Raw genomic sequence first — 24,021 nt, 5'->3', positions numbered from 1 at the left:
TACGAGAAGCTGACGAGGTCCGCGGTCCCGGAGCGGGTAGGCCTAATTTTCTGCGCGCCGATTGCGCTGGCGCGACGTAGCCCGGTGTCGGTCATCCTAGATCGCTGGAAAAGTCCGTTTTTCCGTAAGCGCGTAGGCATCCCCACGTAGCGTGCAGGCGGTTGATCGCTCATTTTCAGCATGAATCATGCGGAGAATCCTGTGAGCGACAGTATGAGCCATCATCGAACATTCGAGATTTTGACGGCGGAGCCTGTGCCGTCCCGACGCAAGCCGCGCCATCGGTCGGACGAAGAGAAGGCACGGCTTGTCGCCGAAGCCTTCTCGCCAGGGGGTAATGTGTCGGCAGTTGCGCATTCCGAGGGGCTGGACCCCTCGCAGCTCTATGCATGGCGCCGCAAGGTGCTTTCGTCGGGCATGGTTGCGCCACTGACGGAGGCAGCGAGCAATCCGGCGAAGTTCACGCGCTTTTCGTCGTTCGCAACTTCCAGGAACTTGGCCCCCTGAAGATACAGGCATGTCAGCAAGTTTGCATAATGTTGCAGGCTCACGGTCATCACCGCCTTGCCCGGCTTGCTGCCCGGACGCTGTGCCATTGCCGCCATGAACCTATCGCAGCCATCACGATCGAGATCGGCGAAGCTGCGGTATCCTTGCGCCGCCATCCAGCGGATCAGCATCCGCAGCGTGTTGAAGACACGGACGATCGTCGACTCGTGAACGTTGCGGCGACCTGGAGGCGGGTCCAGCTTCAGGCTCCACAGGAACAGTTTGGCCGCCTCTTGCCAGTCAGCCCATTGCGGATCGCTGAACCGGCTGTCGTCGGCAAGGGCAAAGCCCCAGTCGAGCGAGAAGTCGCTCCGGTTTGCGCCGGGACGATGGCCGTCGAGATGCCAGACCTGATCCGACCACACCGAGCGCGCCGATATCCGGAGTGCTGGCCTTGCGGCGGCAACAAGATCGGATGCAGTGGACGCTTGCATCGTTCACTCCAGCGCCGGAAGGGTTGGCAGGGTCGACATTCGACGTTCGGACCTCTTCGCGAAGTCGTTCCGGGAAGTCAGGCAGGATGTTCTCGGTGAGAATGCGCAGGCTCGGCGCATACAGAAGCTCGAAGCGGCGCGGATCGATGCGTTCACGCGCGCGCTCCAGTTCTTTCTTCGCCTGGAGAATGCGCGCCATGTGATCCGCATCGATCGGGATAACCAGTCCCGGGCAGCGCAGGCATCCGCCAAAGTGCCGGCAGATCCTGCCAGCCGCCGATCCCGGTGCTGTGCCCGTGGCCGGGTTGAGGCAATCATGGCTGAACGGAACCGTCGCATCGCTCGCCAGCGCAATCCGGTCGCGTTGCGCCTGATCCTCGCCGTCCGACTTCGCGCCGACGATCCAACCGAGCATGAGCGCTTGCGATCGGGCGATGGTTTCGCGCTGAATGCGGCGCGTCTGCGGTCCCTTGATGTAAAGCTCGGTCGTATCGACGCGGGCGTGGTTGAGCACGTCCTGTGTTGCAGCGATATCGCCGCCGGACGCCTTGTAGTATTCGGGTGCCACGCTGCCCCGCAACAGAATGGCGGCAAAATCCGGCAAGAGTTGACGTGCGCGTTCCGGTGCGGCCTTGTTCCAGATGGCGATGCGGGCATTGGAGCGTTTGATGAACGGCTTCAGGGCATGCGACAAGGTCGCCTCCGCAATCAGCGTCACCGCGTCCTTCTTCTCGCTCTTCACCAGAAACAGACGATTGCGGTCCTGCCGGCTGGATCGGGAGACGAGCGGCGCCGTCATCGCCAGCAACCGGTCAATCAGGTTCGGCGCCGCATGTCGCCGACGGCAATCGAAGGATCGCCTTTGCGCGCGCTTCACCTTCGCGCCGGCCCCGGGGCTTGGCCCACTCGACGATTATGCGATGCTCGTCAAGCGGATGCGCGACTTGGCAATCGCGCTTGATAATCCGCAGCGCGTCCGGATTGCCCGCCGTCTGGATCGCAATGGCGATGAAGAACGCGACGACCGTTTCGCCGGTCAGGTGAAGATAGCCGCCAAGATGACGAAGCCCGCCATGGCGGTTGACCGCCGACATGCTGGCCTGGCTGCGGAGCGCAAGCGTTCGGGACGGCAGGACGCCGTCGTTCACTCGAGCAAGCGCCCGGACCATGTCGCAAAGTTCGGGATCGACGCCATCGACCGGGCCGCTCGTGGCGAGGATGGTCCGACCCGCATCGAAGCGATCCCACGCCTCGTCAATTTCCTCATAGCACGCGCGAAGGATTGCCTTGAGGTCATCTCCGCCGAGACGAGCCCGGGGATCGGCACTACGGTTCGGCCAGACCCGCCAGGGGAAGTCGATCCGTGACGGTAGCCGGGACGGATGCCGGCGCTTCGTCCAGTCGATCATCTGGCGAAGTTGCATCAGCACATTCGCCCGCGAGCCCTTTGACCAGGGCTGGTTCGTTTGTTCTGCGACCTGGCGATCCAGCCACGCGATATAGCGTCCGACCATCGCACTGGTCAGATCGTCGACCGACACAACAAGACCGTCTTCCGACACGAAGCGCGCGAACGCCCGCAGCGCCATCCAGCAATGACGCTGCGTGTCCCGGCTCGAGGCGGCATGATGATGACGGAAGGCGTCGGCCAGCAGTATTGCAACGTCAAACGGCAAGCCGAGCGTGCCGGGATCGTAGCGCTTTGTAACGTCGCCCCAGCCGTCGCGGAAGACGACGATGGTCTCGGCCGACTGGTCCAGAATGATCGGTGTCGCGGCCGACAGCCGCCGGTCGATGCGCTCGCGTCTAACGGCCATCGGGGATCAGTTCGCAATAGAGGTAGTCGATGCTGTCAGCGAGGTCCCGTCCATTCAGCTCGACGCAGCGCAGATAAATCGCGGTGCTCTGGATCGAACTGTGCCCCAGCAGGACCTGCACGATCTTCAGCGGATTGAGGTCCGGCGTACTCGATGCCTGCCGCTGCAGCCGCACCAGCATCGTCATCGCGAATGTGTGCCTCAGATAATGCAAGGTTCCCGTCACCCCGGCCGCGCGGAACGCCTCTGCAAACACCGCCGTCAATCGCGCCTTGCTCACCGCGTTTCCCTGAAGATTGAGGAAGAGCGCGGAGGGCGGCCGATAGTCCGGCCGTTGACGACGCAACGCCCGGACCTGCGGCGTGCGAACCTCGTCGATATAGCGTTGCGTCCGGTCGACCAGGCGGATCGGCGGGTAGATCGTGCGCGGCTTGTCGCCCTTGGTGATCGTCAGCGGGACGCCGATCAGGGGATGATCCTCGTCGTCCAGATGCGCCGTCTCCGGAACCTGGAAGACGGCCAGGCCGCAAAGCTCCTTGCGCCGCCGAGAGGCCAGTCGATAAACTGCGGATCCTGTCGGATCATCAATGTGCATCAAAGTGCCGGAGCCCGAGACAAGCCTCAGATCACGGTCGTTACGATCGTCGTTGGCGAGGCGAACGACTCCGATCTTCCGCCGCAGGCCTACCGAAAGTGCAACCACGTCCTCGTTGGGTTGAATGACCTCCCAAACTGGCTCAAGTTCATCAGTGCCGCGGATTCGGAATTTGAAGACAGGTTGGACGGGATGGCCTTGATGACTCGGATCCGGAAGGACCGCCTTCTGCCCGTCCCATTCCCATGGCCATAGGGCTTGTTGACAGTCGGCAATTCCAACTTCGGCTGGAATTTCGACGACCGCCTCGATCGAGAACCCGTCTTTCGTGGATCGGTTGAGATAGTCCGTTTCGAGCACTTGATTGTATTTGTTAGGCTAAACAGCAACGCAACTGCATGTAGAACAGTGCTCTTCCCAGAGTCACCGCCGCCTATAAGGATGTTTATTTGATCGTTGGACGCCACTCCAGAGACTCGATGCCCCGAAACTTCGCGATCGAAAGATATTTGATCCGGGGTTGCTCAGCCATCGTCGATCCGAATCGTTGCAGTCAATAGTGCGAGCTTAGGCTTGTTCAATTCGATCCGCCAAGCTCCCAGACGTGAACAGACCTTCGGTTCGTAGCCACGTTTCGGCAGCAGAATCCGATTGCCGGGATTCTCATATGTGACTGCCAAGCACGTCGACCCTGGGATCGCGACCATCGACGTCGAGCCCAACACAGGCGAAACAGGCGCCGCAACGCCGGACAATTGAGAGGCTAGTCGAGCAGCAATCTAATCGGCCTCCCAAAGGCGTGTGGTTGGGAGGACCGTTAGATCACACCCCATGCCCGAAACCTTCCCCTGCCCGTCATCTCGCGCAGGCCAAGCTCGCCGATCAGGTTGAGCGCGCCCTGTTTTGTCACCTTTAGCCGCTCCTGGATCATGCCGGTAGAGACGAGCGGTCGCGACAGCACCAGCTCGACCAGGTCGGGCAGTTTCGAGCTGGCGCGGCGTTCGCGCAGCCGCCGCTCCATCTGGCTTTTTGCCAGCACGAGACGGTCATGCTCCTTCAGGCCAGCCACTGCTGCGTCGTGAATGGCATCGAGCAAGGCGAGCAGCCGATCGCCGCGATTGCGCGCCCGCCTCCGCTCCCGCGGAATGTTTTTCGCGCCGAGATGAATGCAAGCGAGATGGTGGGCGGCGAGCCCCTCCTGCCGCAGCAGCGAGGCGACGAACAGTGGCCCGAGCCAGGCGGCATGCTGCAGCACCTCGATGTCGGACCATGCCTCAAGCAGGATTGCGGCGCGCAGGACGACCGGCAGATCGCGCGTCCCGGCGAGCACAACCTGCCATTCGGCCAGCCGTTCTTCCTCATTCCAGTCGAGATCGTAGATCAGGCCGTTTTGCGGCTCCGGCCGGTCGTCCGGCCGCGCCGCTTTCACCCGCACGTCGGCGCCGCTGAGAATCTTCGACGAGCGCGCCAGGACGGCATCGATCTCGGCAAATTCTTCGGCCAGCCGGTTAGCCTCAGCGTCATCGCGATCGTCGGCTTCAAAGGAGCTGGCTCCAGCTCCCTCCGCGTCCCGGCTTTTTTGGCCCGCCGCCGGCATGGCGCCGCCGCGACCGGTCAGCGCCAAAAAACCGTCGCGGCTGAGCGCCCAGTCCGGCTTTTGCGCAAAAATCCGTCGGCGAGTTCGCAGCACCGCGTGCGCCCGGGTGAGTTCGTGGGTCGGGGTGCGGATGTCCATGTGGGCGTCGTGCAGCACGAGGTCCTCGAGGTGGACGAGTTCGCCCGCGAGCCAAAGCGCCGAGGCCGCGTCGACAAAATGCTGGCGTTCGACAAAGCCGTCGCGGACGGGAGAGCGGGCGACCCGCTCGTCGAGGCGGACCAAAATCTCGGTCGCGCGGGCAACCGGCCCGATCAGGGTTTCCAGGGGCAGTTTGTCGAGCGTGTAAGCCATTGTTTTCATGATGGCTGATTCGCATTGGTCAAGCTAGTGAGGGTCTCACTGGACTTACGTCGTGTTTCTTCAGAGGCAAAAATCACTATCGATAATCACCTCTTATCGATAGTGATGGTTTTTGACGCGCAAAAGCGCTAGACTCGGCCTAAGCACAGCCCGCGACGGCCGCAGAAGATGCCTGGAAGACGCCTTGATGGAGACTGCCCCTGCCTTGATGCCGCCCGGCATGCCGCAGCACCAGCCGCTGTCACGCCGTGCGCGACGTGCTCGTGTGCGCCTGGCCTGTTGCGATGGCGACAAACCGGCGCTTGACAGCGGCAAACAACGCCGGCGGCAGCGGCCCGTAATAGCCGCTCTCCGTCTCCAGCGGCCGGATGTCAGGCCCCGGCCAGGCGAACCGGTTGCTTTCCGTCAAAACGATCCACGACCGCTCACCGTCAAGCCGCAAACGCAGCTTGACCGCAGCCGGGATCTCGATGGCATCATCAGGATCGGACGGCGGCGTGTGGGTGATCGGCAGGACGCGGACGACCGGCCTGCCGTCCTCCTGCATGGCGACCAGCGCCAGCACCAGGCAAGGCCGGTCCTTGTCGCCTTCTTCGCGGCCCTCGCGGTGTTGCCAATGCCAGAGATAGGAATAACGGAAGACGTGGCCGACCTTGATTTCAGCCGGCAGCATTTTTTGCCGTCAGGCCTTTTGCCCCGGAGGGTCTTGACCCAACGGGTTTTGACCCCGAGGGTTTTGACCCAGGGAGCTCGTCGTTGAGATGGTCAAGACCCGGCTCCATTTCGGAGGCTTCGACCGCAGCGATCTCGTCGGCGCTGAGTTCTGTTGTCAGCTCGACCCGGCGGTCGCGCTTCGACAGCCGGACAAAATCATCGTAGGCCAGCAGCACGGTGCGCGGGCGGCCATTCTTGGTGATGATGACTGGATCGCGGACCGCGGCATCCTGATAGGCGCCAAAATTTTTCGAGACGGCGGCGGCGGTGACGGTGGTGGTCATGGCCAAAACTCCTTTGTTCCGGAATATACGGGCTTTCCGGGCTTTCCGCAAGTATTGGGCGCCAGCCAGATGGAACCGAGCCAGTGACAGGGCCGCTTGCCAAGACTCAGAATGCTGAAATTGTCGCGCGACGGGCCGAAGCCCTCGACGCGCTGGACTCCGTGCTGCCGTTCGACCGCCGCGATTTTCTGGCCGGGGTTTTGACCGACGACGACGTCGCAACGCTGCGCCATCTGGCCAAGGAAGGCATTGGCGCAAACTCTCTGCGGGCGCTGGCCTCCGACCTCGGCTATCTCGAGGGCTGGTCGCTGGCCGCGACCGGACAGCCGCTACCCTGGCCGGCGCCGCAGGCGCTCTTAATAAAATTCGTCGCGCATCACCTGTGGGATTTTGCGAAACGCGAATCCGATCCGGCGCACGGCATGCCGGCCGACGTCGCGGCGACGCTGAAATCCCAAGGGCTTTTGCGCAGCGACGGACCGCACGCGCCTAACACCGTGCGCCGGCGACTGTCGAGCTGGTCGACGCTGACCAAATGGCGCGGTTTGCGCGGAAATTTTTCAGCCCCGGGCCTGCAGAGCGCCATAAAACTGGCGGTGCGCGCCAGCGCCCGTCCGCGCAGCCGCAAGAGCAAGAAGGCCGTGACCGCCGACATTTTGACCGCCCTGCTCAACACCTGCGCCGGCGACCGTCTCGTCGACGTGCGCGACCGCGCCCTGCTTATCACCGCCTTCGCATCGGGCGGCCGCCGCCGCAGCGAAATTGCTGCTCTCGGCGTCGAACAGCTTGTCGAAGAAGAGCCAGTGCCGGCCGATCCCAAAGCACCCGACGGCGACAAACTGCCGTGCCTGTCGATCAGGCTCGGCCGGACAAAAACCACACAGGCCGACAGCGACGCTTTCGTGCTGCTCGTCGGCCGGCCGGTGACGATGCTGCAATCGTGGCTCGAACGCGCCGGGATCACCGAGGGCGCCGTCTTCCGCGGCATCGACCGTTGGGGCAATCTCGAAAAACGCGCTCTGACGCCGCAGGCCGTCAACCTGATCCTCAAGCGCCGCGTCACCGAGGCCGGGCTCGACCCGGCGGCGTTTTCCGCCCATGGCCTGCGCTCTGGATATCTCACCGAAACCGCCCGTCGCGGCATTCCACTGCCTGAAGCCATGCAGCAGTCACAGCACCGTTCGGTGCAACAGGCGTCCAACTACTACAATGACGCGGAACGGACGCTCGGGCGGGCGGCGCGGGTTCTTGCCTGACCAGATTGGCAAGGCCTGAGATGCTCTTGGTCCTAGGGCGTTCACTCCCACCGGCTGCGGCACTCGGCATCTGCCGTCACCTCAACAGTCGTTCGGTTTCTGCGAGTGCGCCGCCGCCGATAGCGCCCAAGACGCAACGGCCAAATCCCTACGCTCGCCATGGGCACCGCAACTGGAAACGATGATGGGCGTTGCTGTGACGAACAGGATATAAGGCTGTCTGTTGCAGCAAGCCTGGCTGAGGAAAGCCCGATCGTCATGAAGCCAATGACCGAAGAGCATCTCGCGGTACTACGCAGGCACATGGTCGAGATGATTGCAATCCATACCGACCTTGCAAGCGACGAACTCGGCAAGGCGGCGCTCGATGAGCGGGTAATGGCGGCGATGCGGCGAGTGCCGCGGCATCTCTTCGTGCCAGCATCGGTTGCGCCACATGCCTACCTGGACATGCCGCTGCCGATCGGCTTCGATAAAACCGTCTCGCAGCCGTTCCTCGTTGCTCTCATGACCGATCTCCTTGCGCCGCAACCGCACGAGGCGGTGCTCGAGATCGGCACCGGCCTGGGCTATCAAACCGCAATCCTCGCTGAACTCGCCGGACAAGTTTGGAGCGTCGAAATAATCGAGGAATTTGCAAGCCATGCCGAGGCTCTCCTGGGAGGTCTCGGCTTCTCCAATGTCGGCATTCGTGTCGGGGACGGGTCTCGCGGCTGGCCTGAGCACGCTCCATTCGACAAGATCCTGGTCACCGTGGCGGCGGGGCAGGCGCCCCCGGCTTTACTGAAGCAACTCAAGCCGGGGGGACGCCTCGTTTTGCCTGTGGGACCTGAAGAAGTGCAGTTGCTGACGGTCATCGACAAGGATTCGGCAGGGCAACTGAAGACTCGGCAGCTTATCCCAGTTCGGTTCAGCCGGCTCGAAACCGTCTGATGAGCTCCGCTACTCAAACCTCTCAGCAATATGATGCTCCTAGGCGAGGTCGGAGAAGCGGGTGAATTCGCCCTGGAAGGCGAGGCTGACCGAGCCGGTCGGTCCATGGCGCTGCTTGGCGACGATGACCTCGGCCTTGCCGCGCATCTCGTTCATCTCGTTTTCCCATTTGATGTATTCGTCTGTGCCGAGCTTCGGCTCGCGGTCTCAGATAGTATTCCTCGCGGTAAACGAACATCACCACGTCGGCGTCCTGTTCGATCGAGCCCGATTCGCGCAGATCCGACAGCTGCGGGCGCTTATCGTCACGGCTTTCGACCTGGCGCGACAGCTGCGACAGCGCGATGATCGGCACGGCAAGTTCTTTGGCCAGCGCCTTCAGGCCAGTGGTGATTTCGGTGATTTCCTGCACGCGGTTCTGCGAGGATTTCGCGCTCGAGCCTTGCATCAGCTGGATATAGTCGATGACGATGACGTCGAGGCCGCGCTGGCGCTTCAGCCGTCGCGCGCGCGCCGACAGCTGCGCAATCGAGATGCCGCCGGTCTGGTCGATGAAAAGCGGAATCTTCTGCATGGTCTGCGAGCAGGCGACCAGCTTTTCGAAGTCCATCTCGCTGATCTCGCCGCGGCGGATTTTTGACGACGGGATTTCGGTCTGCTCGGAGATGATGCGGGTAGCCAGCTGTTCCGACGACATTTCGAGCGAGAAGAAGCCGACGACGCCGCCATTGGCCGCCTTGAACGAGCCGTCGGCCTGTTGCGCCGGCACATAGGCCTCGGCGATGTTGAAGGCCATGTTGGTGGCGAGCGACGTCTTGCCCATGCCGGGGCGGCCGGCGATGATGATCAGATCGGACGGCTGCAGGCCGCCCATGCGGCGGTCGAGATCGCGCAGGCCCGTGGCGACGCCCGACAGATGTCCGTCGCGCATATAGGCGGCGTTGGCCATGTCGACGGCGGTTTTAACCGCATCGGTGAAGCTCTCGAAGCCGCCATCGTAGCGGCCCGTCTCGGCCAATTCGAACAGGCGCCGTTCGGCATCCTCGATCTGCTCGGACGGCGACATGTCGACCGGCGCGTCATAGGCGATGTTGACCATGTCTTCGCCGACGGTGATCAGTGCGCGCCGCGTGGCGAGATCGTAGATGGCGCGGCCGTAGTCGGCGGCGTTGACGACGGTGACCGCCTCGACAGCCAGCCGCACAACATATTGCGCAACCGTCATGTCGCCGACCTTCTCGTCGGCCGGCAGGAAGGTCTTCAGCGTGATCGGCGTCGCCACCTTGCCCATGCGAATGAGTTCGGCGGCGACCTCGAAGATTTTTCTGTGCAGCGGCTCGTAGAAATGGCCGGATTTCAGGAAGTCCGAGACGCGGTAGAAGGCATCGTTGTTGACCAGGATGGCGCCGAGTAGCGCCTGCTCGGCTTCGATGTTGTTCGGCGCCTCGCGATAGAGCGGTGTTTCCGCCACGCCGAATTTTCGCGCTGCTTCTGCCATGCCGGTTCCAGTTCGTATCCAGCCCGAACTGAACGAAGCTACTTGTCCGGCATAACCTGGTGAGCGGGCCGAGGAGCGTATCAAAAGGCCGCCCGACCAGATCGCAAGCCATTGATTTTCCTGTAGCCGATTCGCGTAGCGGAAGCCATGAGTGCGCTTTTCCCAAAGTGGCCGTGGGCCATTCCCTGCGCGCCCGGCTTGCTTTTTTCGGCCGAGGTCGACGAGCGCTATGTGCAAAACATTTCGGCCACGCCTCGGCCGAGATGACCCGCCGATATCAGCGCCGACGTGACCGGATCCGCGTCAATCCCACTAAGGCCTCGGGGTTGTAGGCGACAGAAAGCCTCTCCCCGTTACGCGCCAAACAGCCGCCGGTCCCAGTAGACGGGCTGGTGCAGACTTGTCTGGATCCTTGAAAACTCCGGATGCGCTGGATTGATCAGCACATTGCTATCGAGACGCGCCACGACACTCGGCACCAGCAGGATGACGCTGCGCCGTTCTAAACACCAGGTTTCGCCAAAACCCTTGCTCACCGTCGCCGGCATCGTGTCCCACCCGGGCAGTGACGGCTGCGAAAAGACCTCGTAGCTCAGCCCGCGCGGGATCGTGATTTCGATGTAGTGCTGGTTGGGCGGCAGTCGGCCGCTGCCATGCACCAGCTTTTCCAACAGGGCCGTCGAATAATGCTCGCTGGTGTAGATGATAGGACTTCCGGGCGTGTTCCATCGCCCTGGCGCCATTGTCGAGCCGGTCGCGTCGAAGATCGGGTAGGTGCCGGCCGGATCGCCGATGCGAAAGGACGATAGCGTGCGATCGAGTGTCTGCGCTGTCACGCAGCACTGCCGTACTTCAGACCTCCGAGGATATCGACCACCATTTCGGCGCCGAACTCGCTCAGGATAACGACGTCGATCGGTCGCTTGTCCTCAATCATCGGGTGCGGCCGAAACAAGAAATCGCGCGCTTCCTCTTCGTTTTGCCAGACATCGACAGCAAGGCCCCAGACGCGCGCCACGCGGGCCAATCGTGTACCCTCGTCCGACGAGAGGCGATGTACCGCCTTGCGCCGCTCGTAGGTCGCCTTGGGGATCAGCCGGTATTTGAACTGAGCATCGCCAGGCGCCAGAAGATGCGCAACGCGCTCGAGCGCCCCAATGGGAAGTCCATGCTCGATCCGGGAGATCAGCCCGAAAGGCGACCGCGCCGCCACCTCTTTGACGGGCAGCCCCAACACGTCGGCGACGTTTCCGAACGCTAGCATTTCACTCTCCATTCCATGTGAGGCAAAATATAGCCTCACATGATGCGCCATGCAAGCCCCTGCATCAGCGCGAACCGATCCGCAAAACGGTCACCCTGTCATCTTTGCTGTCACGCCGTTCGCTCGCAATGCCGCCATCAGCATCGGCCCGACCGAAAACTCCCCTGCCCTCGCCTTCTCGGTGAGCACCCGCAGATATCCGCCCGCGGAATTGATGTGCTGTGCCCGCTGCAGAATGCAGGCAATCACCACGGCGGCGATCTCCTGACCCATGACATGGCAGGCATCCTCATACGCCGACGGCGAAACGCCCAGGTATCCCCGCACCTGGGCGGCGGTTATCATGAGATCGCGCCAGTTGCCGATCCCCTCAACGGCGTAGTCGGCGATTTCGGGGCAGGCTTTCAGCACTAGCCCCAGCGGATAGGTTTTCGGCGGCTCTGCGGTCCTCGTTAGTGGCTCGGCCCTCACCCCGCTTTTTTCTAAAGCAGGTTCAAATTCAAAAATAGAGTCGGTATTTGAATCAGATTGCTGCCGCTCGCTTTGGGACTCATTGCCGCTCGGATTCGTAGATTCCATATGGATTTCCAGCAGCTTGTCCACGTCGTCACGCAACGCGGCCAGATCGGCCACGATAGGTTCGAGCTCGGCAATGCCGGCTCGCCGCGGAATTGTCTCTACAACGGCGCGGAAACGCCTCCACAGGCCTCCCCAGTCGCCCGGCACGTCTTCCTCAACGGCCGCCTCGACCAACTTCTGGATATCGCGGCGGTGTAGCGTAATGCGTTCCCTCATAAGCCTGAGCGCCCTGTTGTCGGCGCGAACACGCTCGGCCGCCGCCTCGAACTCTTGAGCACGGGCCAGCAGCGGCGCCAGCGAGAAGCCAAATGCTTCCTCGATCTCCCCACCCCTGGCCTTCCGTGCATAACGCTTTCCGTTCGGGCTGTCCCGACGGATGACTAGACCGCAATCCACCAGTTCCGCCAGGTTCCTCCGCAAGGTGGAATCGGGCATGCCGTGCGCCCTGAGGGACAGCTGTGCGTTCGAGGGAAACACGATGATGCCGTTTTCCTCGCTCAGCTCACTGTCAGGATAGAATGACAGCAACGCATTCAGGACGGCCAGGGCGCGATCGCCGATGCCGACGATGCTTTTGCCCTCGCAGAGGTTGCGGTAGATCTGCCACTTGTCGACGACCCTGCCCTTGGGGATCTCACGTGACTCGTTTTGCGCTGCCAGCATGGCAAGCGACATCGGCCGCCGCCCAAAGGGCGTGGTTGCAATACCCGTCTCCATTTCTTCCTTCGCCTTCAATTAGGCAAAAGAAATCCGTCCGCCGAATCGACGCTTAAAACTCTTGACACTGATTCGCGGAAATGAGATTCTCGAATTGTCCAGAGACGAGAAGGGCTTCCGCTACGGTGACGTTCGGGGGCCTTTTTCTTTTGCGGGTTTAGTCTCCTGTTGCCTTTTCTTTCGACGTTCTGAATGCCTCGTAAAGGCTGTCCAGGTTCTCCGAAATGTATTCGCCGAACTCGGCCGCGTCTTTCGCTTTCAGCGCCAGACTGAAGGCCTTTCCATTGTTTCTAATCGTCGCGGCGACCGATTTGTCAGCCGGTGCCCAGGTTCTGTCGTTTCGCGGAGCGAGCCCTTTCCTGATCGCCTTATTGGATTTCGCTCCATTCAGAAAATCAAAGAGCAGGTTGAAACGCTCGTCAGAATCCGCGGCCGCGAAGTCTTCGCTGGCCACATAGCTCTTGGCAATTGGCGTGTTCTTGGGGTTCTCGACGAGTTTCCGAAGATCCAACCACCGGTCGCGTCCAATCCCTTTGGCCGGCCCAATCGCATCAATGACGACCGCGGGGATAGCTTTCGGAATCGTCAGCATCTTAGAGAGGGTCTGGTAGTCGACCGACAGAGCAGATTGGATGATTTCGCGGCTGAAACTAAGCCCGTCCAGTTGCTGGGCGAACAGAACGCGCTCAATAAACGTAAGATTGGCGCGGGCGGAGTTTTCCTGCCCCTGTGCGACAACGTGGTCGATGTCTGCCAGCGTCTTCACCACGGCGCGGACAGGCCTCCCGAGTTGTTTGGCAACTCTCACCCGTCGGTGTCCGAAAACGGCCATGTAGCGGCCTTCGGTGCTGGGATGGGGTCTTACAAGGATTGGGGTATCCTGTCCCCTCTCCCTGACTGCCTCCAGCAGTTCGCGGTATGCTTCGTCCTGATCAACGCTCATGCGGTCGGGCACAAATGACCTGTCGACAAGGTCGGGATCAATTTCAACAACCGTTTCGCCTTCGGCGAGTTTGGAGGCCCGCCTGGCCAATTCATCGATCGACGATGAGATGGACCTCGCCGCTCCGAATTTGCGAAACCCGGAAGCTGGCTCGCCATCTTCTGCCGTTTCGAGCGCGGATTCCCGCATCAAATTGTCGAAAACGTTCTTTCTTGCCATTTCAGCGTCCCGAAATTTGGGTCATTCATCTGATTTCATTGCATAACACCTGACTTAGACGGCCGTCTATTTGGTACGTCCCCAAGCCCCGTGGATCAGTTCTCTGATTTCCGCGTTAACCGCTTCCATCGACTCCATGGCACGGTCGTACGTTGCCCTAATCATCCCGGATTTCTCGACCTCATAAAGCGTCTGCTTCGTTAGCCCAGCATCCGAAATCGCGGTCGATTTCAACATCGGCGTCTTGAGCATTTGCGACGCGAGCATTGACTGCATGAATCCGACCATCTGGGCTTGCGGGACGTCGGTCGGTTCGTATCGAGTGATCAAATATCTGAACCAATCTAAATCTACGTCGCCGCCCGCCTGGCGAATTGTCTTCAGGATGTCCCCGAGCATCAGAAGGAACTGCGACATGGACATCAGGTCGAGCATTTGCGGATGTACAGTGATCAGCACCGAACTCGCCGCCGACAAAGCGGTCAGCGTCAAATAGCCGAGCTGGGGCGGACAATCGATTACGACCACGTCGTATCGGTTATCGACCTCCCGCAGGACTTTTTCGATGCGATTCCAAAACGTCTTCCCGGCGACGGAATTCTTGTCCTGCATCGCCAGTGGAGTGTCATACTCATATTCCTGCAATTCTAGCGATGCAGGGATAAGTTCCAAGCCTGGAAAGTTTGTCGGCAAGATCACGTCGGTGATGGCCTTCCGCTCGTCGTCGTAACGGATCGCTTCGTAGATCGACGGATTCTTGTCGAGTTCGGGTTGGATGCCGTACAGGGCCGACAGCGAAGCCTGTGGGTCGAGGTCGATGGCCAATACACGGTGCCCCGTTAGCGCCAGATGTTGCGCAAGGTGTGCGGCCGTCGTTGTCTTTCCGCTGCCCCCCTTGAAATTAACAACGGCAACGACCTGCAGCTTCTCGTCCCTGCGCCGGTGAGGAACGTATTTCTTCACATCGGCTCGGCCGTGACGGTCGAGCCATTGACGCAGCTCCATGATCTGCTCTGCCGAATATGTCCGGCGACCTCCGGCATGTATAGTTGGCTCGACACCCTTGCCTTCAAGGTGCAGCTTCTTGAGATTACTAGTCGAGACCCCGAGAAAATACGCCGCTTCCCCGAGTGAAAATTGCCGCAAGGTCTTCCTGGCGTTCGGTGGGAAGGTCTCGAAACGAAGCTGGTTCAGCTTCCTGGAAATCTCGCGGCCTTGTGCCAGAATCGTGTCGTCGAAGAGGGGTTTCGACACGGGCGCTAAAACGTTCATGCTTTCCGGAACCTCAAGTGACGGCATTTCGCCGAAATTCTTTCGAATGCCGTCATTATGTCCGATTCGTTTGTCCCGACAAGAAATTTTAAGTTAACAAAAGGTTAACGCTAACTGGCGGCAGAAGGTCATACGGAACTGGTTTATCTCAGTTTGAACCTCGGCGCGGTCCACGCGTCTATCCCGGGCATGCGAAATGTTTTCGATGACGCATTTCTTCGAATCGCACCGCCTACCCGCTCGCCGCTTTCACCCCGCTCGATCCCTGATGTCTTCGGCGCGATGTGCGCCAAGCCCGAGGTCGCCCGGTTTCAAAGCTGGGAGACCTTCACCGAAGATGACGGATGCGCATTCCTGGAATAGACGCGATGCACAATCCAGGCAATCCGGGATGGTTCCAGTTTGCTCTTGAGCGCAATGAAGATCGAAGGATTGTCGGCGATTGCGGCCTCAAGACATTCGAGACGGTTGGCTGGCGCAGATCGGGTCCACTATAGGGTCAGCAATATTGGAATCAAAGTTACGCTATCGAAGCGGCCCGCGGTTTGATCGAATGCGCCTTCTGCAATTCCCCATTCACCGCATCATTGCGTCCTATCGACCGGCGCTCCGCGTTCTCGAAGAATCCGGCTTCTGAAAGAGGCTCATTTCCGACTATCTGAGTGGTTCAAAGGCGCGTGGACAGACGACGCGATCTATGCGCTGTTGTCCGCTGGAGCAGGCCTGCGGCAGCGCTCTGAATATTCGAACTGAGACGCTTCCGGTCTTGTTGGGGCCCTTTCGACCTCGCGTACAACAGGGCACTGTCAGCTGTCCGATTGTTTTCACTAAGTTTTTTGCCATTTAGACGGCAGTCTATTGATGCGAGGTAGCGAGTCCGCCGCGCAAATAGTCGACGGCAGAAAGGTCGTGCCACGGCCCCGGCGCGTTGAACTTTGCCACCAAGCCGCGCCACATCGTAAGCGTCGACCAGTTCGTCCGCCGGCGAACCGTCGAGGGCGCGTGCGGCCCGTCGCTGCGTAAAAGCCCCCTCGGGTTTCAGCGTCGCCGAGACGTCGGCCCGCATGTCGTGTGCAAGATCGGCTTCCCGCTTTGCGGGATCCCACAGATGATGCGCGACGAACTTGATCAGCAGCGCTTGCGGCGCCGGCTGGGGCATGGGCTCCCCTAAGGCGGCCTGGCACCAGGTTTCAAGATAGCCCCAGGTCTACGCAAGTGCCTTTAGCGAGTTTTCGCCAATACCTCGTTTGGCAGATGGCGCAGCGTCTCGACGTCGTCGTCGGACAAGATCCCGGCCAGAAACGCGCGGGGGTCGAAGGGCAGCACCGAATCCAATTGCGTCGAGCGCCTCGGCGCGCCGCAGTTTTGCGTCAAATGGAGATTTTGGAAGCCGAAGGTCCATAGTGCTTGCTTAAAACAGATACGGCTTGTCCGGCCAGGCGAGCAGCACGGCGGCGTCGGGGTCGGGCAGCCGCACGCGCCCCGCGCGCAACCCAGCCGCGATCGCGTGGCCGACGTCCGGATCAACCCACTGCCCGTGCGTCATCAGGAAGAACCAGGCAAAGGGCAGGCCGTTTTGCGTATCGATCGCCTCGATGCGTTCCATCAGCCGGTGCACCGAGACGCCTTCGTCGGAGAGCACCCGCTCAGTTGGCATTTTCAGCGGCCGCGGGATAGAGCCGATCTCGCGCCGGTCGCGCCCCTCCGCGCCTGTGCCCGTCGCTCAAACCGCCCAACAGGGCAACATTGATCGCCGGAGCGAACTCAGGATTGGATAAAACTTGGGGGCAACGTCACTGGCGCCGCGCCATTCGGAAAAGCAAGACCCGCTCTCGCGATGCCGCGTCCAGAAGGCGGTGAGGTCGCCGTCGAGGTCGGCAAACTCGCGCTCGATCCCAGGCGCGATGGTCGCCGATGCACGTGCCACTGGGGGAGAAAACGGTGCGGGCGTCGCCGCATCAGTAAAAATCGTCGATCGCGGCTGTGGTGAAATCGAAGCCGGGAAAGGCGTTGGCGAGGGCAGGGGGCGAGCTCGGCGTCGGCCGACACCGGATCGAGCCTTTTCAGGACGGCTCAAACGGAAGCGTCGTCCGGTATGCGGATCGGTTCTGCGGTCATGTTGGCGTCCCTCGCGCGCAGGTCAGACAGACGCTGACATCAGCATAAGCGGCGGTTCGTACATACGAATGTACGAACCGCCAAGCGTCACAAGAAGCCGTTTGGACACCAACGCGAAATCTGAAAATTTGTTGAACTCGGGCAAAACTTCCTACCTTTGGGGTCAGCAAAATCAGCTGAATTCGCGTTTTGTGAGGTGAACATGGATTTCACAACCGACGTACTACGCCGCCTCGAAAAGAACGCTAAGGAGGCATCCGGCGAATCCAAGAAGGCTGCGCAAAAAAAGCTCACAAAAATCGGAATCCTTACCGCCAAGGGCAAACTGGCATCGCCCTATCGCGCCAAAGACGTGAAGGCACGACCGAAGCCGAAGGTCGCTTAGAGACGCCCTCCACAGGGCGTCTTTCTTTATGTATCACGCACTCAGCACCAATCTCCTGCTCGCTTATCACGGCTGCGACAAGGCGGTCGGCGAGAAGATTCTTGCCCGCCAAGAGTTTAAGCCCTCCGAAAATGATTACGACTGGCTCGGTCATGGTATCTACTTCTGGGAGGCAAACCCGGCGCGGGCGCTCAGCTTCGCCGCTCAACAGGTCACATACGGGCGCGTCAAGGATCCGATGGTAGTGGGTGCCGCCCTCACGCTAGGGAACTGCATAGACACCTTGAATGAGCAAAGCCTCGTAGCGTTGGCCCAGGCCTACGACAAACTCGTCGCTCTGTCTCAAGCAAGCAACAGCGCCGTGCCGACCAACGCAGGCGGTAAGGATGCCCTCTTCCGCCGCAGGGACTGCGCCGCGATCATGACGTTGCATTGGGATGATCGAGGAGATTGGCTTGCCGCCAGCTGACAGCTTGCGCGGGTTATATCAGGAGGGTGGCGAGCTTTTTGATGGATCAGGGTTCTCTAAAAAGAGCCACATCCAGATCTGCATCCGTAACCCAGCCTGTATCAAGGGAGTGTTCCGCGTGGCCTGATGCGGGGTCAGCGGGATTGGCCGCGTTTATGAAGAGTGGGGCAGATCAACCGGGACAGCCTCCGTTTGCATCGCTCTTGAATATTTCCGGGTCGGTTGCTCACCTCAGCTTGAGGAGCGCGATGAGCTCGTCAGCATTGAGGGACCGGAACAAGAGTTGTTCCGAATCTTGCGCTAAGGCAGAACGGAAAGTGAACACCCGGATGTTCGCTGTGGATACGCCATTTGCCTCCTGTACCGCTAGGCTGCTTTGGACAGAGGCTTGGCGACGACCGTTCTAGCGCGGAGTGGAAAGTGGCCCGACGTGCGCTTCTCAAAGAACACGAACGAAAGACGCTACTCGACATTCCGATCGACGAAGACAGTCTAATCCGCCACTATTCTCTTGCGCCGGCCGATTTGCTGGAAATCCAGCTATGGCGGCGCGAACACAATCAGCCCGGCTTTGCGATCCAACTCTGCTTATGCGTTATCCCGGCCGGCCACTGTTGGCTAACGAGGTTCCGCCAAAAGCTATGCTTGACTATGTTGCTGGGCAAATAGGTGCAAGCTCGACCGCATTCAGGTTGTATGCCCGTCGTGAGGAGACCCGCAGCAATCACATTGCTCATCTCCTACGTTATCTGCGGAAGCGAAACGCAACTGCCGAAGATCGGCGTGCCGCATTGCTGACGGCAATCGAGATGTCCTCAACAACAGACGCCGGTGCTTCGATAGCTGGCGCCATTGTGGCGGAGTTCCGCAATCGAAATTCGCTGCTGGCGGGAGCCAACATTATCGAGCGGATGGGGATCGCGGCTCGCGCTATCGCTCGTCGCGTGCGGAACAGACGCTGATCGAAGGCCTTTCATCTAATAGGCTGCAAGACCTCGACCGTTTTCTGGAGGTTGACCAAACGATCGGGCAGGACGCGCTTTCATTTGCTGCGATCAGCGCCAGATGCGCCAGGTGCCTCAAACCTGGTCGGGCTGGCCGACCGTGTCGCCTACGTGCGGACGCTGGAGATCGATCCGAAACTGCAGGCGCGAATATCACCCGGACGGTGGGACCAGATGATCCCGTGAAGGCAATGCTACACCGGCCTGGCTGGCTAACGACTTCAATGCCAGTCGTCGACACGCGCTGATCGTGGCGCAGGTCATCAAACTTAGCCAGAAGCTCACCGACGATGCTGTGACGATGTTCATTAAGCTGATGGGAAGACTGTTCCCTCAGGCCAATAACCGTAAGAAACAACGGCACATGGATTGCAGGGAGACCGGTAACTTCTCCGGGGTTACGCGGCGCACAGTAGGGGCGGTTTGGGCTTGAATAGTGAGGGCACGCTCGGCTCTGGTGCTCGAAATCGTGCCCGCAGTCGGTCGCGAAGTTCCCTATTTATCTCGGCTGTCCGAACCTGCATCAGCATGTGAGCACCGTGTACAGACCAGCGCATCTGCTGCATCTTGACCATGCGTTTGGCGATCACGGAATTGACCGCCGACTCGGCAAGGGTCGTGGCCACGCGAAGTCCGGCTTGGTAGCGCTTTCCGTAATTCACGATCGCACTGCGGTTCGAACGAACGTAGGTGAGGAGCTGAGACCCGAGGCTGTGGAGACGCAATATTGAGAGCTCGCCTTCTTCCCCAAGAGCGTGGAGCGCTCGATCACGTATCGCAGGTTGGTCAGTGTTGGCGGTGACAAAGTAGCGACCGCCGACTTCGCCCCGACCTCCGCGACCGCATCTGGCCACGACGAGCTCGAAGTTTCGCGCTGAATTGGGATCGGCGCTGCGAACGTGCGCCGTATCGATGCTGATGACGGACTCTTTGCGTCGATCGCCAGGAAGCTGCATTTCGAGCTGATGTCGTTCCTCCATCTGCATTCTCGCGCGCCAGGTTTCCTCAGTGATCTGGTCGTCGAGCCGCTCGCCGACTTTGATGGTCCGCTTTCGCACGGTCGCATGCGTCTCGGTCGGTTCGATGGGCAGGAATTCGGCGAGCACGCTGCCGGCCTGCCGGTACGGCATCATGCTCCCAGTCGCGCCGTCAGTTCCATCAGCTCGGGCGTTGCCCGATCCGGACAGATTTCCTTCAGCGGCGCGAACGCGGGCTACCATTCCTGGGTAACAGTGCTGGCACAGCATCCAACGTGAATTGCGAACCTCCACAGTACCAAAGACTGTTCGAATTCGGCGCATGGTGTAGTCCTTGACCAGCCGAAACGTGTGGCAATCGGGGCAGACCCGGCGAGAAGGGCATAGGTCCAGCCTGTGGATCAGGCGTCCCAAGCCGGCGAGAACCTTTTCAGAGTGAGTAAGGGTGGCAACTCCGCTGGCCTGTTGTCGTCTGAAATTCGACAACGTCTGATATCCGACATAGCAGCCGTAGTGCCATCATATTGTTTTAGAACTGACTTTCTCTTTGGCGCATTATTTGCGCCAACAGATTGAGCAGAAGATCCTCCGATGATCGCTCCAAACGAATTGGCGGCGGATGCTCGAAGTTACTCATGCATTAGGAAGCAAGCGATTTTGGATTTATCGCGACATCCAAAATGAAGGAGCCTCAAGTGAATGATCCTGCGAACCCACCGATTAATGGTGTTCTGCAAGGCGCCGTCGCGGTTAGTCGCCATGCTATTCCACGTAGCATTGATCACATTGCTTTGGCGGTTCATAAATTGGACATCTCTTTTTTTCAAGATGTCCTTGGATTTACGCTCAGACGTCGTTCGCGGATTAAAGGTAAGAAGACTGGAGTGACGTGCGGACGTGGTTCGCGACGGGATGTGCTTTGTGCTTTGCCAAGGCACAGAGCCAGGATCGCAGGGCTGGTCCAGCGCAAGAGTTTCGTTAGCCTCAATACAAGCCAGATTACACAAGCGATCGTGGCGGGGCTCTTGATAGAGCAGGGGGCAAGCCTGCGCGACTGGATTCGGCCGGCGCTTCATTGGTATCGCGCAAATCGCGACGTCATGCTGTATCGGCTGGACAGTATGTTTTCGCCTTTCTCGGATCAGATTCAGTGGAATCGACCCGCTGGCGGCTTCTTTCTAACTCTTGCTCTTCCTTTCAGATTCGGCTCGGAGAGCGCGACCGAGTGTGCAATGCGTGACAATGACATTGTTATGCCGCTGTCGTTCTTTGCGTCGGATAACTCTCAAGACTGCCGGATTCGGTTAGCGTTCAGCGCGGCTACCCCCGAGCAAATCCGAACCGGTGTGACAGGTTTGGGCCGCTATGTGGCGCGGCGCATGGGGCGGGACTTGCCGGATCTGTGGCGTGGGTTGGGGTAAGATGGCACATTGGTCTCTTGCGGAGCGCGCAGACGCTTGCAAACCAGGCAATAGGGATGGGCAACCTGCAGCCCGATCGATCTCTTCCAGCGTCTTTGTTGGCAGTGGTACACTTGCTATCAGGTGCGTTCAGCTGGCGATGGAGATGGGCCACGTTATTGGTGCGGCCCTGTGTTGTGACGCCATATTCGCAGCGTGGGCGACTGGCGCCAACATCTTGTGCGTTGCAACTGTTGAAGAGCTCTCGACTTTCCTAAACACCGAGCCGGTGCAATGGCTTTTTTCTGTTGCTAATCCGTTCATATTGCCACCGGATGTGTTTGGGCGAGTGCGTCGAGGTGCTTTCAATTACCACGACGGTCCATTGCCGCGATATGCAGGAACTCACGCGACGTCTTGGGCTCTGCTGGCGCAAGAGACCGAGCATGCCATCACGTGGCATCGTATCGCTGACGGTGTTGACACGGGTGACGTGGCGGTTCAGCGACAAGTGTTGGTGACGCCCGCCGATACGGCACTGACCCTGAACCTCAAATGTTACGAAGCCGCTGTCCAGGGCTTTCGCGAGCTTTTAACTGGTTTAGCGGGGGGCAAGCTCAGTACTCGTCCGCAGGCATTGGAAGACAGAAGCTACTTTCCCAGACATCGGCGTCCCGATGCGGCAGGTATTCTGCGTTGGGATCGATCCGCGCAATCTCTGTCGGCGATGACGCGGGCCTTGGATTTTGGGCCGTATCATCCCAATCCATTGTGTCTGTGCAAGGCCCTCGTAGGGGAAGAGGTTGTCGCCGTCAGGCGCTTGGAGGTGCTGCCTCGTCGCTCGGGCTTTGCGGCAGGTCGCCTGCTTGAAATACATCCGAGCCATTGGCGTGTGGCGACGGGTACGCAGGATGTCGACGTCTGGTTTGGCAGCTTGGACGGCCAGGCTCTGGAGGCGGGAGCACTCGCCAGCCGCTGCAACCTGGATGAAGGCGTGGCCCTTCCCGTCTTGAGCGACGGTCAGGTGCGGCGCCTAACTGCTATCCATGAGGAGATAGCGCCTTCAGAGGACTTCTGGCGGCAGCGGCTTGAGCAGTTTAAAATAGTGGAGCCGCCTTTCCTGTCATCCGGCACAGCCGAAGCGCTGGCGAGATGGCAGTCGAGTTCGTGGCTAAGTCCAGGGGCCTTGGCCGAGCTGTCGGCCATTGATCGGGTGGAATACTTGGTAACGGCTTGGCTGATCTATCTGGCCCGCATCACAGGCCAGGGAGAGCTCCAGCTGGGATGGACGCCGGCGCCGACAGCGTCGCGAGCCGGCGTGCAAACAGTGGAGGCCGTTATCGCTTCTGCCGTGCCCATGGAAGTCACCATCGACCTTGCCGATGACTTCAAAGAAATACGCAAAGCGGTGGCGGCCGAATGTGCTCAGCTGAGGGAGCGCGACAGCTTTGCGCGCGATCTTATCGGGCGCTGCCCGCCATTAAAGGGGATGGAGGCGCTACGATCGCAACGGCCCTGGCCGGTTGGAATGGCGATTGCGGCAGAAAACAATGGTGCCGTTGTTCACTCAGCCTCGAAGGTGTGCGAGGCAGCGCTGCCGGGCGAGTTGCTGACGTTTGAGGTTTGCGCTCTGGATGGTACCTTTCGCTGGCACTATGATGCCAGTCGATTGGCTCCGGAGCAGGTCGAGCGCATGACACAGCATTTGCAAGCTTTGTTGTGCGGTGTGCTGGGCCATGCCGGGCAGCCGGTGCGGGAGCTGGACATCCTGCCGGTCACCGAGCGCAGCTATCTGCTGGAGGATCTGAACCGGACGGCGGCGGACTATCCGTCGGAGCGGTGCATCCAGGAGCTGTTCGAGCAGCAGGTGCGCCAGGCGCCGGAGGCGGTGGCGCTGGTGCATGAGGACGAAGAGCTGAGCTATGGCGAGCTCAACGCCCGGGCCAACCGGCTGGCGCATCACCTGATCGGGCTCGGGGTCAGGCCGGACCAGCCGGTGGCGATCTGCGTCGAGCGCAGCCCGGCGATGGTGGTGGGGCTGCTGGCGATCCTGAAGGCGGGCGGCGCCTATCTGCCGCTGGACCCGGCCTATCCCTGCGCGCGGCTGCGGCAGGTTCTCGCGGAAGCCGCCCCGCGGCTGCTGCTTTGCGATGCGGCCGGCCGCGCAGCACTGGGCACCGAGGCGCTGGCCGATGTGAGCGTGGTCGAACTGGATACGGCCACCCCAGCCTGGGCCGGGCTGCCGGCTTGCGACCCCGACCCGGGCGCCCTTGGCCTGACATCCCGCCATCTCGCCTATGTCATCTACACCTCCGGCTCCACCGGAACCCCAAAGGGCGTCATGGTCGAGCATCGGGGAGTGGTGCGTTTGGTGGCTGGGAACGATTTCGTTGAGATCTCCCCGCACGACGTCTTTCTCAATGCATCCTCGCCCACATTCGACGCGGCCACGTTCGAGATCTGGGGAGCCTTGGCGAATGGCGCCAGCGTTGTGCTCCATCCTGAACGTCACCTCTCGACCGCAACGCTGGCCCAGATCATCCAGGACCGAGGCGTCACCGTGGCCTGGATGACTGCCCGATTGTTCGACGTCTATGTCGGAGAGGGGCGGAGTACCGATCGGCTACAGCAACTGCT

Annotated in this window: 19 protein-coding genes and 5 pseudogenes; 9 read left to right on the top strand and 15 right to left on the bottom strand. The window is 60.4% G+C overall.

What is annotated here, in order from left to right:
* The first annotated feature begins 180 nt into the window (after positions 1-180).
* Positions 181-507: a transposase gene (locus NKJ73_RS32530; RefSeq protein WP_198032957.1), complete on the top strand. Its 327-nt coding sequence runs from the start codon at positions 181-183 to the stop codon at positions 505-507.
* 282 nt (positions 508-789) lie between these two features.
* Here the strand turns inward: NKJ73_RS32530 and NKJ73_RS32525 are convergent, their stop codons facing one another.
* The 6 genes and pseudogenes from NKJ73_RS32525 to NKJ73_RS32500 form a co-directional block, all read right to left on the bottom strand.
* Positions 790-1,782, bottom strand: coding sequence for a hypothetical protein (locus NKJ73_RS32525; RefSeq protein ID WP_051408015.1), 993 nt, complete (start codon positions 1,780-1,782; stop codon positions 790-792).
* Between the two features lie 13 nt (positions 1,783-1,795).
* Positions 1,796-2,800 (bottom strand): phage integrase SAM-like domain-containing protein, encoded by a 1,005-nt coding sequence (locus tag NKJ73_RS32520; RefSeq protein ID WP_023804129.1) that lies wholly within the window; start codon positions 2,798-2,800, stop codon positions 1,796-1,798.
* Entirely contained in the window at positions 2,790-3,755 is a 966-nt protein-coding gene (locus NKJ73_RS32515) for a tyrosine-type recombinase/integrase (protein WP_352572466.1), read from the bottom strand. The genes NKJ73_RS32520 and NKJ73_RS32515 overlap by 11 nt, the downstream gene beginning before the upstream one ends.
* Positions 3,756-4,212: 457 nt before the next feature.
* Positions 4,213-5,352, bottom strand: coding sequence for an RHE_PE00001 family protein (locus NKJ73_RS32510; protein ID WP_352572464.1), 1,140 nt, complete (start codon positions 5,350-5,352; stop codon positions 4,213-4,215).
* 241 nt (positions 5,353-5,593) lie between these two features.
* On the bottom strand, positions 5,594-6,025 hold the full coding sequence (locus NKJ73_RS32505; protein WP_352572462.1) for a plasmid maintenance toxin (PemK-like): 432 nt from the start codon (positions 6,023-6,025) through the stop codon (positions 5,594-5,596).
* 73 nt (positions 6,026-6,098) lie between these two features.
* A pseudogene (locus NKJ73_RS32500) lies at positions 6,099-6,350 on the bottom strand (type II toxin-antitoxin system Phd/YefM family antitoxin); the annotation flags it as partial.
* An 83-nt stretch (positions 6,351-6,433) separates the two neighbouring features.
* Between NKJ73_RS32500 and NKJ73_RS32495 the strand changes: the two are divergent.
* Both NKJ73_RS32495 and NKJ73_RS32490 read left to right on the top strand, forming a co-directional pair.
* Positions 6,434-7,606 (top strand): site-specific integrase, encoded by a 1,173-nt coding sequence (locus tag NKJ73_RS32495; protein WP_352572458.1) that lies wholly within the window; start codon positions 6,434-6,436, stop codon positions 7,604-7,606.
* 258 nt (positions 7,607-7,864) lie between these two features.
* Complete coding sequence (locus NKJ73_RS32490) at positions 7,865-8,539, top strand: protein-L-isoaspartate(D-aspartate) O-methyltransferase (RefSeq protein WP_352572456.1); 675 nt, start codon at positions 7,865-7,867, stop codon at positions 8,537-8,539.
* 39 nt (positions 8,540-8,578) lie between these two features.
* Here NKJ73_RS32490 and NKJ73_RS32485 read toward each other — a convergent pair.
* Positions 8,579-10,037: pseudogene (locus tag NKJ73_RS32485) on the bottom strand (replicative DNA helicase).
* Between the two features lie 176 nt (positions 10,038-10,213).
* Between NKJ73_RS32485 and NKJ73_RS34415 the strand changes: the two are divergent.
* Positions 10,214-10,369 (top strand): annotated as a pseudogene (locus tag NKJ73_RS34415) (integrase); the annotation flags it as partial.
* A 21-nt stretch (positions 10,370-10,390) separates the two neighbouring features.
* On the opposite strand, the gene NKJ73_RS32480 reads toward NKJ73_RS34415, so the two are convergent.
* The 7 genes and pseudogenes from NKJ73_RS32480 to NKJ73_RS32450 form a co-directional block, all read right to left on the bottom strand.
* Positions 10,391-10,873 carry an RES family NAD+ phosphorylase gene (locus NKJ73_RS32480; RefSeq protein WP_352572454.1) on the bottom strand — a complete coding sequence of 161 codons (483 nt, stop codon included), beginning with the start codon at positions 10,871-10,873 and terminating at the stop codon, positions 10,391-10,393.
* On the bottom strand, positions 10,870-11,301 hold the full coding sequence (locus NKJ73_RS32475) for an Xre family toxin-antitoxin system antitoxin (protein WP_292193787.1): 432 nt from the start codon (positions 11,299-11,301) through the stop codon (positions 10,870-10,872). The genes NKJ73_RS32480 and NKJ73_RS32475 overlap by 4 nt, the downstream gene beginning before the upstream one ends.
* 90 nt (positions 11,302-11,391) lie before the next feature.
* The gene (gene repC, locus NKJ73_RS32470; protein WP_352572452.1) at positions 11,392-12,597 is read right to left on the bottom strand and encodes a plasmid replication protein RepC; all 1,206 of its coding nucleotides are present in this window, start codon (positions 12,595-12,597) and stop codon (positions 11,392-11,394) included.
* Between the two features lie 157 nt (positions 12,598-12,754).
* On the bottom strand, positions 12,755-13,759 hold the full coding sequence (repB, locus tag NKJ73_RS32465) for a plasmid partitioning protein RepB (protein WP_352572450.1): 1,005 nt from the start codon (positions 13,757-13,759) through the stop codon (positions 12,755-12,757).
* A gap of 66 nt (positions 13,760-13,825) precedes the next feature.
* Positions 13,826-15,031, bottom strand: a complete 1,206-nt coding sequence (repA, locus tag NKJ73_RS32460) for a plasmid partitioning protein RepA (RefSeq protein ID WP_352572468.1) — start codon at positions 15,029-15,031, stop codon at positions 13,826-13,828.
* A gap of 921 nt (positions 15,032-15,952) precedes the next feature.
* Positions 15,953-16,433 (bottom strand): annotated as a pseudogene (locus NKJ73_RS32455) (integrase); the annotation flags it as partial.
* Positions 16,434-16,442: 9 nt separating this feature from the next.
* Entirely contained in the window at positions 16,443-16,688 is a 246-nt protein-coding gene (locus tag NKJ73_RS32450; RefSeq protein ID WP_352572449.1) for a hypothetical protein, read from the bottom strand.
* A gap of 663 nt (positions 16,689-17,351) precedes the next feature.
* Between NKJ73_RS32450 and NKJ73_RS32445 the strand changes: the two genes are divergently transcribed.
* The 3 genes and pseudogenes from NKJ73_RS32445 to NKJ73_RS32435 all read left to right on the top strand — a co-directional run.
* Positions 17,352-17,534, top strand: coding sequence for a hypothetical protein (locus NKJ73_RS32445; RefSeq protein ID WP_352572447.1), 183 nt, complete (start codon positions 17,352-17,354; stop codon positions 17,532-17,534).
* 28 nt (positions 17,535-17,562) lie between these two features.
* The gene (locus NKJ73_RS32440; RefSeq protein WP_352572445.1) at positions 17,563-18,003 is read left to right on the top strand and encodes a hypothetical protein; all 441 of its coding nucleotides are present in this window, start codon (positions 17,563-17,565) and stop codon (positions 18,001-18,003) included.
* 420 nt (positions 18,004-18,423) lie between these two features.
* Positions 18,424-19,383 (top strand): annotated as a pseudogene (locus NKJ73_RS32435) (DUF4158 domain-containing protein); the annotation flags it as partial.
* 22 nt (positions 19,384-19,405) lie between these two features.
* On the opposite strand, the gene NKJ73_RS32430 reads toward NKJ73_RS32435, so the two are convergent.
* Complete coding sequence (locus NKJ73_RS32430) at positions 19,406-20,470, bottom strand: hypothetical protein (protein WP_352572443.1); 1,065 nt, start codon at positions 20,468-20,470, stop codon at positions 19,406-19,408.
* A gap of 209 nt (positions 20,471-20,679) precedes the next feature.
* Between NKJ73_RS32430 and NKJ73_RS32425 the strand changes: the two genes are divergently transcribed.
* Together NKJ73_RS32425 and NKJ73_RS32420 are read left to right on the top strand one after the other, a co-directional pair.
* Positions 20,680-21,405 carry an aminotransferase-like domain-containing protein gene (locus NKJ73_RS32425; protein ID WP_352572441.1) on the top strand — a complete coding sequence of 242 codons (726 nt, stop codon included), beginning with the start codon at positions 20,680-20,682 and terminating at the stop codon, positions 21,403-21,405.
* Positions 21,350-24,021 (top strand): AMP-binding protein (locus NKJ73_RS32420; RefSeq protein ID WP_352572439.1); only part of this gene is annotated, 2,672 nt, incomplete at its 3' end. The genes NKJ73_RS32425 and NKJ73_RS32420, both read left to right, overlap by 56 nt.

Origin of the sequence: Mesorhizobium sp. M0074 (assembly GCF_040322975.1) — a bacterium.
In the GTDB taxonomy this organism is placed as follows: Bacteria; Pseudomonadota; Alphaproteobacteria; order Rhizobiales; family Rhizobiaceae; genus Mesorhizobium.
Note: the sequence above shows the minus strand (reverse complement) of the source record. Positions and strands in the feature narration are given on the sequence as shown.